This window comes from Verrucosispora sp. SN26_14.1 (assembly GCF_004307965.1).
In the GTDB taxonomy this organism is placed as follows: domain Bacteria; phylum Actinomycetota; class Actinomycetes; order Mycobacteriales; family Micromonosporaceae; genus Micromonospora.
In genome coordinates, this window is the sequence record NZ_SISL01000220.1 from 1 (window position 1) to 9,896 (window position 9,896).

General features: G+C 72.0%; 7 protein-coding genes and 2 pseudogenes. 6 read left to right on the plus strand and 3 right to left on the minus strand.

Annotation, left to right across the window (positions count from 1 at the left end):
- Positions 1-25 precede the first annotated feature (25 nt).
- The 3 genes and pseudogenes from EYA84_RS19145 to EYA84_RS19155 all read left to right on the plus strand — a co-directional run.
- A pseudogene (locus EYA84_RS19145) lies at positions 26-1,474 on the plus strand (adenylate/guanylate cyclase domain-containing protein); the annotation flags it as partial.
- Between the two features lie 144 nt (positions 1,475-1,618).
- Positions 1,619-2,062 (plus strand): hypothetical protein, encoded by a 444-nt coding sequence (locus EYA84_RS19150; RefSeq protein WP_131054420.1) that lies wholly within the window; start codon positions 1,619-1,621, stop codon positions 2,060-2,062.
- A 31-nt stretch (positions 2,063-2,093) separates the two neighbouring features.
- Complete coding sequence (locus EYA84_RS19155; protein ID WP_131054421.1) at positions 2,094-3,563, plus strand: serine/threonine-protein kinase; 1,470 nt, start codon at positions 2,094-2,096, stop codon at positions 3,561-3,563.
- Positions 3,564-3,569: 6 nt separating this feature from the next.
- Here EYA84_RS19155 and EYA84_RS19160 read toward each other — a convergent pair whose 3' ends face one another.
- A complete protein-coding gene (locus tag EYA84_RS19160) occupies positions 3,570-3,899 on the minus strand; it encodes a hypothetical protein (protein WP_131054422.1) in 330 nt (109 codons plus the stop codon).
- A 223-nt stretch (positions 3,900-4,122) separates the two neighbouring features.
- Between EYA84_RS19160 and EYA84_RS19165 the strand changes: the two genes are divergently transcribed.
- From EYA84_RS19165 to EYA84_RS19175, 3 genes are all read left to right on the plus strand, one after another.
- Positions 4,123-5,922, plus strand: coding sequence for an alpha/beta hydrolase (locus EYA84_RS19165; protein WP_131054423.1), 1,800 nt, complete (start codon positions 4,123-4,125; stop codon positions 5,920-5,922).
- A 136-nt stretch (positions 5,923-6,058) separates the two neighbouring features.
- Positions 6,059-7,000: a transporter substrate-binding domain-containing protein gene (locus EYA84_RS19170; protein WP_131054424.1), complete on the plus strand. Its 942-nt coding sequence runs from the start codon at positions 6,059-6,061 to the stop codon at positions 6,998-7,000.
- Complete coding sequence (locus EYA84_RS19175) at positions 6,997-8,109, plus strand: hypothetical protein (protein WP_131054425.1); 1,113 nt, start codon at positions 6,997-6,999, stop codon at positions 8,107-8,109. Before EYA84_RS19170 ends, EYA84_RS19175 begins: the two co-directional genes overlap by 4 nt.
- 19 nt (positions 8,110-8,128) lie before the next feature.
- On the opposite strand, the gene EYA84_RS19180 is transcribed toward EYA84_RS19175, so the two are convergent.
- Complete coding sequence (locus EYA84_RS19180; RefSeq protein ID WP_131054426.1) at positions 8,129-9,307, minus strand: acyl-CoA dehydrogenase family protein; 1,179 nt, start codon at positions 9,305-9,307, stop codon at positions 8,129-8,131.
- Positions 9,304-9,855, minus strand: a pseudogene (locus tag EYA84_RS19185) (biotin/lipoyl-containing protein); the annotation flags it as partial. The gene EYA84_RS19180 and the pseudogene EYA84_RS19185, both read right to left, overlap by 4 nt.
- Positions 9,856-9,896 lie beyond the last annotated feature (41 nt).

Sequence of the window (9,896 nt, forward strand, 5' to 3'; positions counted from 1 at the left end):
GGCTCGGAGTGGTGTATAAGAGACAGCCCGGCGCGCGCTGCACGAGGGCGAGCCGGCCCTCGCCGTCGAGTACGCCGAACGCGCGGCCGAACTGGCCCGCGTCGACGGCGTACCGGCGCAGGACCGGGTGGTGCACGCGCGGGCGCTGCTCCAGGTCGGGCGGGTGGCCGACGCGCTGGCGTCGGCCGAGAAGATCGCCGCCAACGCCGGGGACCAGGCGACCACCCGGATCAGCGCGCTGCTGCTCGCGGGGCAGGCCCAGCAGGCCATGGGTGACCTGCGGCGGGCCGAGACCTGCTGGCGGGAGGCGTTGCAGGTGGCCACCGACGCGGACCTGCCGAGCCTGCGGGCCTCGGCGATGCGTCGGCTGGGCATGGCCGACTTCCTGGCCGGCCGGCTCGGCGAGGCGAGCAGCCGGTTGGCCGCCGCGTACCAGGTCAGCCTGGCGGTGCAGGACCGTCGGGGGCAGGCGTGGTCGTTGCAGAACCTGGCCTGGGTGACCACCACCCGGGGCGACTTCGCGGGTACGGACGCGGTGCTCGGCCGGGCCGCCCGACTCTTCGCCGAACTCAAGGACCCGTACGGGCGGGCGTGGCTGCGGGGCACCACCGCCTTCGCCCGGCTACTGGCCGGTCGACTGAGCGAGGCGCGTCGGCTGGCCCGGATCTTCCTGCCCTTCGGGGAGCGGGTCGGCGAGGCGTGGGCGGTGGGCACGCTCCGGGCGGTCGACGCGTACGCCAACGCGGAGCTGGGCGAACTGCTCGACGCGGACCGGGAGGCCCGTCGGGCGTACCGCGAGTTCGCCGCGGCCTCCGACGAGTGGGGGCAGGGTTTCGCGCTTGTCGTCCGAGGTGTGGTGGCCCGTGGCCTTGGCGAGCCGGAACACGCCGCCGACCTGCTCACCGACGCCCTGGAGTACGCCGGTCGGACCGCCCATCCGCTGCTCACCGGCATGGCCGGCACGCTGCGCGGCTTCGTGGCGCTGGACATGGGCGACGTGGCCGGTGCCGAGCGGTACGCGCGAGCGGTGCTGACCAGTGTGGAGCCGCACAATCCGCAGGCGCCCGCGCAGGTGGGGCCTCGGGTGCTGCTGGCGACGGCCCGGTTGGCAGCCGGTGACTCCGGCACCGCGGTCGGCCTGCTGGCCCCGGTGGCCACCGCCGCCGCCACCTCGCCGTCGCTGTTGTTCTCCCGTCGGCAGTCGATGGCGCGTTACGCCTCGGCACTGCTCGCGCACGGGCAGTACGAGCAGGCGCTGGACTGGGCCCGTCGGGCGGCGGGCACGCCGGCCGAGGACGTCCGCAGCCAGGTGGTCGCGGCCCGGGTACGCGCCGAGGCGCTGGCTGCCTGCGGCCGGCCGGCGGAGGCGTTGACCAGTGCCGAGGAGGCGGTCCGTCTGTCGTTCGCCACCGAGCAGCGCAGCGAGCGCGCCGACGCCGAGGCGCTGTACACCCGGTTGCGCGACGGTCGCTGAGCCGACCCGTCGGCCTGCCGACGTGGTGCGGTGGGGCCGGGTATGTCGGTTCCGGTGATGTGGGCTGTCGGGGCCGACCGATAGCGTGCACGGTGCACGCGGCGGTCAACATGGGCGGTCGTGCCGTCAAGGGGGAGGGCTCAGATGAGGCTGCCGCGCTCGGTCGCCGGCTGGACGGTCGCGGTGTTCGGCGTGTTGGCGCTGGTGATGGGTGCGGTCGGGCTGATCTGGCCGGAGGTGCTGCTCGGGATGCTCGGCTTCGAGATCCCGGCGACCCGGGCGCCCGGCGACTACACGGGCGTGTTCGTGACCGCCTCGTCGATGGCCTCGTTCAACATGGGGGTCTACTACCTGCTCGCCACCGCCACCGAGTGGCGCGCGTTCTTCCGCTTCACGGTGGTGTTCCGGTTGGTCACGTTCACCGTGTTCACTCTCGCGGTGCTGGCCGACGTGGCGCCCGGCCGGTTCTTCGGCGTGGCGGCCTGGGAGGGTGTGGGCGCTCTGGCCACCGCCGCCGGCCTGTGGTGGGACTCCCGGCGCGCCGCGCAGACCGCGCCGGAGCCGTCGCCCGCCGATGCGGTTCACTGAGCCGCCGGTCCAGTTGGGTATTTTCGAAACCGTGACCGACACCCCGCCCGGCGCCCTGCCGACGCCCATCGTGCCTGGTCTGACTGATTTGCGGGTCTTTGCCCGAGGGGGCTATGCGACCGTCTACCGGGCCACCCAGATCTCGGTGGACCGCGAGGTCGCGGTCAAGGTCGAGAACCGCACTCTCGCCAGCGACCGGGACCAGGCCCGCTTCCTGCGCGAGGCGCGTGCGGCCGGTCGGATGTCGTCGCACCCGCACGTGGTCGACCTCTTCGACGTCGGGGTCACCATCGACCAGCACCCCTACCTGATCATGGAGCTCTGCGACGGGTCGTACGCCGAACGGATGCGTACCTCGCCGCTGGGCGCCGCCGAGGCGCGGGACCTGGGCATCAAGATCGCGGACGCGCTCGCCCACTCGCACGCGGCCGGGGTGCTGCACCGCGACGTCAAGCCGGCCAACATCCTCTACTCGCACTTCAACTCGGCGGTGCTGGCCGACTTCGGGCTGGCCGTGGTCGCCGAGATGCGTGACGCCACGGTCGCCCTGGAGGTGCTCACCCCGGCGTACGCCCCGCCGGAGATGTTCAGCCACAGTCCGCCCTCACCGGCGGTGGACGTCTACGCGCTCTGCGCCACGCTCTACGCGGTGATGCACGGTCGGCCGCCACGCTGGCAGACCGAACGCAACCCGAGCCTGGTCACCGTGCTGGAGATGTTCCACCAGCCGATCCCCGGCATCCCCGGGATCCCGGAGGATCTGCTCGACGTGCTCCGCGCCGGGATGGCCAACGACCCGGCGGACCGCCCCTCCGTCGTCCAGTTGCACGACATGCTCGTCGGCCTGCAACTGGAGGGTTTCGGCCCGCCGAGTCCGCCTATCGGCCTGCTCGGCGGCGGATACCACGGCGGTGTCCGGGCGGCGGGTGCGACACCTGACGCCGGGGACACCGGCGCCTCCACCGAGCGCGGCCGGGGACGGCGCTGGTTCCTGGGTGCCACCGGCGTGGTGGCGCTGGCCGCCTCGGCGGGCGTCGGTGCCTGGGCCGCCGGTGGGCTTCAGTCCGGCCAGCCCACCGCCCCGACCCGGCAGATCACGACCGGCGTGCACCGTCCCGGCTGCGCCGCCCTGCCCGAGGCGCTGCCGGAGGGCGCCCGCTGCGCGGAGGAACTGGAGTGCTTCGGCCCGGTGCAGGTGCGCGCCCAGCGGGCCGAGGCCAGCCAGGTGCCGTGCGACACCCGGCACACCTGGGAGAGCTACGCCGCGGGGGAGTTGCCCCCCACGCTGCGCGACGCCGACCACGACGAGATCGTGGCGGATCCGGCCGTCCGCAAGATCTGCAACACGGAGACGTTCCGCCTGGTCAGCGGCATCGACAAGCCCACCGGGTGGAACCTGGAGGTGCTGCCGCCGGCCGACGCGCAGAACGACGCGACCTACCGCTGCCTGGCCGGGCGCGGGCTGGACGGGCTGGCGTCCCCCACCCTCACCGGGAGCTGACCGGGGTCAGTGGCTCGCGTCGCGGCGGTAGCGGTCCCGCATCGCCCGGACGGCTTCCCGGTCGCCGAGCGTCTCCAGGGTGTCCGCGTCGATGCCGGGCGCCTGTGCCATCGGGTGGACCGGTGGGGGTGGAGGTGGCGTGTCGACCGGGGCGGCCTGCCGGGCGGCGGTGACCGCCACCCCGGTGACGATGGCGAGCAGGACGCAGCCCAGGGCCATCGCGACCCCCAGCAGGTCCTGCCGGGGCCCGACGATCAGTGCCACCAGCAGCCACAGCGATCCGAGTGCGGCGAGCACCGCCACGGTGCGCGCGTCAGGTCCGGGGATGCGTCTCACGCGTCCAGAATGTCGGAGATTGCCGATCTGTCAACAGCAGACGGTCGAGCGCCTGCGTAACATCTGACAACTCCACCTTACGGGATGCCGAAAGCACGACCTTGACGCCTGCATTGTCGGACATGTTGCTGTTCATCGGACCGCATGCATCGTCCGACGTCTCTAGAGTGACGGAGGTCGAGCCCGACTCGACGTGTCCCGTCTCCCACCGGAAGGCGTCCACATGCCACGACCAATCCGGAACTTCGCCGCCGCCGGGCTGATCGGCGCGCTCCTCGCCGGAGCGGCGGTCGTGCCCGCCAGCGCCGCACCCACCACGATCGGCGGGGGCATCGCCACGGTCTCGCACCGCACCAGCCCGCTGGAGCGGCTGCGCGTCGACCGTGTGCCCACGCCCAAGCTGGACTGGTACGAGTGCTACGACTACGCCGAGTGCGCCACCGTCGACCTGCCGCTGGACTACGACCAGCCGAGGGGCGAGACGACCGAGATCGCGGTGCTGCGGGTCAAGGCGCGGGACCAGAAGCGCAAGATCGGCAGCCTCTTCCTGAACCCCGGCGGACCGGGTGGCTCGGGCACCGACTTCGCCCTGTTCGCGCCCTACTACCTCGGTGACGAGGTGCTCGACCGGTTCGACATCGTCGGCGTCGACCCGCGCGGGGTGGGCGCCAGCGAGCAGATCCGGTGCTTCACGTCGGTCAAGGACCAGACCCGGGCGTACGAGGGGTTGAACGTCACCTTCCCGTACACAAGAGCCGAGGAGAAGGCGTACGTGGCCTCCTCGATCGCGGTCGGCAAGGCATGTTCGACCACCGGCAAGCCGCTCAGCGGCGCGATGTCGACCGCCCAGGTCGCCCGCGACTTCGACGTGCTGCGGCGGGCGGTCGGCGACAAGAAGCTGTCCTATCTGGGCATCAGCTACGGCAGCGTGCTCGGGCAGTACTACGCGAACATGTTCCCCGACCGGGTGCGGGCGGTCGCGATCGACGGTGTGCTGGACGCGACCACGTGGTTCGGCGCCGGCGCCTCCGGCAACCTGGGCCAGGAGGACCGGATGCGCAGCGCGCAGGGCGCGCACAAGGCGCTGCGCGAGATCCTCAAGCGCTGCAAAGCGGCTGGTGTGGAGGTCTGCCCGCTGGCCTCCGGTGACCCGGTCGCCAAGTTCGAACTGCTGACCAAGCGGCTCAAGGCCAAACCGCTGGTGATCGAGGACCCGGACGAGGGCGATTACACCTTCACCTACGCCACCGTCATCGGCATCACCGCGCGTTACCTTTATGATCCGTACGGCTACGAGATCGTCTACCTCCTCGATGGCCTGCTGACGCTGACCGACCCGTCGGCGACGAACGCGTCGCGGACGCAGGCACGCACCTCGCTGCTCCAACGGACCGAGAAGGCGCGGCAGCAGGCCCGGGCCTACGACTTCCCGTACGAGAACGGGCTGGAGGCCTTCCTCGGGGTGGACTGCACCGACGCGTACCACCCGAAGGACGCCGCCTCCTGGGCGGACCGGGCGGCCAGGGCCGACAAACGCGACCCGCACTTCGGCCGGTACTGGTCCTGGGTCTCCGCGCCCTGTGCCCGGGACACCTGGACAGTGCGGGACGAGGACCGCTTCACCGGCCCGTTCAACCGGCGGACCGTCAACCCGGTCCTGGTCGTCGGTAACTACTGGGACCCGGCGACCAACTACAACGGTGCCGTCGCCACGGCCAAGCTGCTGCCGAACAGCCGACTGCTCTCCAGCGACAACTGGGGCCACTCCGCGTATGGCACCTCGGCCTGCGCGACCGGCGCCATCGACGCCTACCTGCTGCGGTTGACGCTGCCGAAGAAGGGCACCGTCTGCCACGGCGACATCCAGCCGTTCGAGGAGCTGCCGGAGTCGGCGGCAGGCGCCCGGGTCGACACCTCCAAGGAGGACCTTGCGGCCAAGGGTGCACCGCGCCGCGGTGCGCCCAAGCAGCTCCCGCCGGTGGTCGTGCCGATGCCGGGGATCGGCGCGCTGACGGCGCGCTGAGGTCGCGACACACCCTCCGGGGTGCGGCGGGCAGTCGGATGCCCGCCGCACCCCGGTGCGTTTCACGACGGTACCGACTGGCAGACGCTCGCTACTTTCAGTGTCATGACAACTTCGGAAGGTAGCGAGGTGATCCATGGTCAGTCGGTTCTCCACCACCCGGTTCCGCTCGGTGGCCACCACCCTCGCGGTCGCCCTGACGCTGTTCCTGGGCGCAGCGGCCGGTTGTGACAGTCAGAAGGAGCCGGAACTGCCCTCGGTGCAGGAGAAGCTCCGCGAGTCGCACGTCTGGGAACAGAACGTGCTGCGGATCGGTGTGGCGGTCAACGAGCCGCTGATGGGAGACGTACGCGACGGCGGGCACGTCGGCTTCGACGTCGAGATCGCCCGCTACGTCGCCGCCTCGCTCGGCTTCGAGGGCGACCAGCGGATCGAGTTCGTGTCGGTCTCCACCGAGGACCGGATCCCCGCCCTCCAGGGCGGCATAGTCGACCTGGTGGTGTCCAGCTTCTCCATCACCGAGGAGCGCAAGAAGGAGGTCAGCTTCGCCGGGCCGTACCTGGTGACCACACAGGAGGTGATGGTCCCGAGCCGGCACCGGGACACCATCCGGACCATCGAGGACCTGCGGAACCCGAAGTTCCAGATCTGCACCAGCGGTGGCTCCACCACCGAGGCGGAGCTGGAACAGCACCAGGTGCGCGCGGTGGTGGTGAAGGACGTCGGCGACTGCGTCGAGGGCATCCTGGACGGCCGGTACGACGCCGTCAGCTCGGACGAGACGATCCTCGCCGGCTTCGTGGCCCGGTATCCGACGGAGTTCGAGATCGTCGACATGCCCTTCGGCACCAGCGAACTGCTCGGCATCGGCGTGCCCATCGGCGACCCCGCGCTGCGCGACCTGGTGGCGTACTTCCTCGACAAGAGCTACCGCCAGGGTCGCAACGGGGAGATCAGCCCGTGGCAGGTCGCGTACAACCGGACGCTGGGTCCGTGGCTGCGGACGGAGAAGCGGCAACCGCAGCCCCTCGACGTGCCCCGACTGGTCGACTTCGACGACAAGGTGCCGGGCCGATGAGCACGCCGGCGGCGACCACCGGCAACGCCCCGGACGCCGACCGGCCGGTGCCGTCCCAGGTGACGCCCTCCGAGCCGGCGGTGCCGCCACGGGACGCCCCCGCCAGGCAGGACGGGCCTGCCACGTCGGAGGGGCCCGCGGACGTCGGCGGGGACCGGACCGAGCGCCGAGCGCGGTCCAGCCAGTCGTTCTGGACGGCGGTGGTCGGCGTACCGGCGATCTTCTCGGTGCTCCGCCTCGGCGTCGAGGCCGGCGGCGAGTTGCAGACCACGTTGCTGCTGGTGGCGAACGTGGGACCGGTCAACATGCTGGCCGGCTTCCTCACCACGGCGGCCCGCCTGCTCTGCACCGCGCTGGTCGCGGTCTTCGCGCTCGGCGGAGTGCTCGCGGCCAGCCGGGAGGCCACCGCCCGCCGCTCGCTCTTCGCCCGCTGGATGGACGTCACACCGAGCTGGTTCATCGCGGCGAGCTTCCTGATGGCCCTGCTCACCTGGCCGCTGCTGTACCTCCCGCTGCTGCTGCCCACCCTGGCGGCGGCGTTCGGGCTCACGGCGGTCCGGCTGCACGAGCGCCCGGCGGTCCGCATCCTGATGATCACTGCGGCGTACGCGGGCTACCTGTGGCTGCTCCTGCCCACGCTGCGCGACGCGTGGCGGCAGGCCGAGCCGCTGCCGATCGCGCTGCTGGTGGTGCCGCCGCTGCTGGCGATCTTCGTCGCCGGGCCGCTGCCCCGGGTGGTGCTCCGGGCCTTCGCCCCGCTGAGTCAGGCCGCCGTGCTGGTGGTGCTGGTCTGGGCGGCGCTGCCGGTGATCAGCACACCGGTGCTGCCGCTCACCGTGACCACGGTCGGGGCCACCGCCGAGGCCAGCGAGGAGATCCGGGGGCACGTGGTGACCACCGACGACGTGCACACGGTGATTCTCCAGGAGCGGGGCGGCGTCCGGTACGTGCCCGTCGACCACGTACGCGGACAGGTGCTCTGCCCCTCCGAGGAGGAGCTGCCCCGCTACCGGCTCTGGATCCACGACTTCCACATCGAGGACTCACTGCTGGAAGGGCTGGGCCGGCGGGTACGCCCGGTGCACCGGGTGGACGCCGCCTGCCGGTGAGCGCCCACCCGCCCCGGGCTCAGTACGACTTGTCCTGGCCGAGCACGTGCTGGGCGACGAAGTTGAGGATCATCTCGCGGCTGACCGGGGCGATACGACCGGCCCGTACCGCCCCGAGCAGCGTGGCCACGCCGTACTCGGTGGTCATGCCGGCACCGCCGAGCGCCTGCACGGCGGTGTCGACCGCGAGCGCGGCGGCCTCACCGGAGGCGTACTTGGCCATGTTGGCGGAGATGCCGGCCTCCAGGTCACGTCCCGCGTCGTAGAGCGTCGCCGCCTTCTGGATCATCAACCGGGCCAGCTCCACCTGCACTGCCGCATGGGCCAGGGGATGCGACACGCCCTGGTGCGTGCCGATGGTCCGACCGCCCCAGACCGTGCGGGTCGCGGTGTACTCCGAGGCGCGCTCGATGGCGTACCGGCCGGTGCCGGCGCCCATCGCGGCGACGGTGATGCGTTCCGGGTTGAGCCCGGAGAACAACGCCGGCAGTCCGGCGTCGAGCGACTCGCCGACCAGCGCGTCGGCGGGCAGCCGGACCTCGTCCAGGTAGAGCAGGAACTGGTTCTCCGGGGAGAGGATCTCCATGTCCAGCTTGGACCGGGTCAACCCGGGCGCGTCGGTCGGCACGATGAACAGGGCCGGCTTCAGCCGCTGCCCGGCACCGTCGGTGGTGGTGTCGTCCCCGGCGCGGGCCACCACGAGGACGTGCCCGGCCTCGTCGACGCCGGAGATGTAGCACTTGCGACCGGAGAGTACCCAGTCGTCGCCGTCGCGACGGGCGACGGTGCCGAGGCGGTGGAAGTTGGACCCGGCCTCCGGCTCGGTGATCGCGAAGACGATCTTCTGGGAGCCGTCGGCCAGACCGGGCAGATGGCGTTTGCGCTGGTCCTCGGTGCCGTGCCGGGCGATGACGGTGGCCGCGATGGCGGGGGAGACCACCAGCAGCAGCAACGGGCAGCCGGCGGCGGCCAGTTCCTCGCAGACGATGGCCAGATCGGTGATGCCGCCGCCCCCGCCGCCGTACTCGGTGGGGATGTTGACGCCGAGGTAGCCGAGCCGGCCGGCCTCGTGCCACAGCTCGGTGGTGTGCTCGCCGGCCTTGGCCTTATCCACGAAGTAGCGGTGGCCGTACCGCCGGCCCAGCGACCGGACCGCGTCGCGGAGCTGCTCCTGTTCCGGGCTGAGGTCGAAGTTCATGACGATGCCTCCTCGGTGGGGGTGACCACGGCCAGCACCGCACCCGTGTCGACCTGGCCGCCGGCCGCGACCGGCAGCTCGGTGACCACGCCGTCGGTCGGGGCGAGCACGGGGTGTTCCAACTTCATCGCTTCCAGGGTCAGCAGCAGGTCACCGGCGGCCACCCGCCGGCCGACCTCCACGTGGACCCGGGCCACCGCCCCGGGCAGCGGGGCGAGCAGCGACCCGGCGGTCAGCTCCGCACCGGGCGCCGGGAAGCGCGGCAGCTCGGTCAGGCTCGCCGCGCCGTCCGGGCCGTCCACGAAGATCGACGCACCGACCAGGTGCACCCGGTACGCCCGGCGCACCCCGTCGACGTCGAGCACCACCCGTTCCGGGCCCGCCTCGACCAGCGTGACCTCCGGCGACTCGCTCTCCGGCGACGTCGACCACTCGGCGATGCCGCCGTCGCGGTCCAGCCGGTACCGGACCTCGACCTCCCCGTCCGGGCCGGAGAAGTGGGCGACCTGCGGGAAGGCGGGCACGTTGCGCCACCCCGAGGGCAGCCCTCTCTCTTATACACCTCTCCGAGCCCACGAGACTAGCGCTC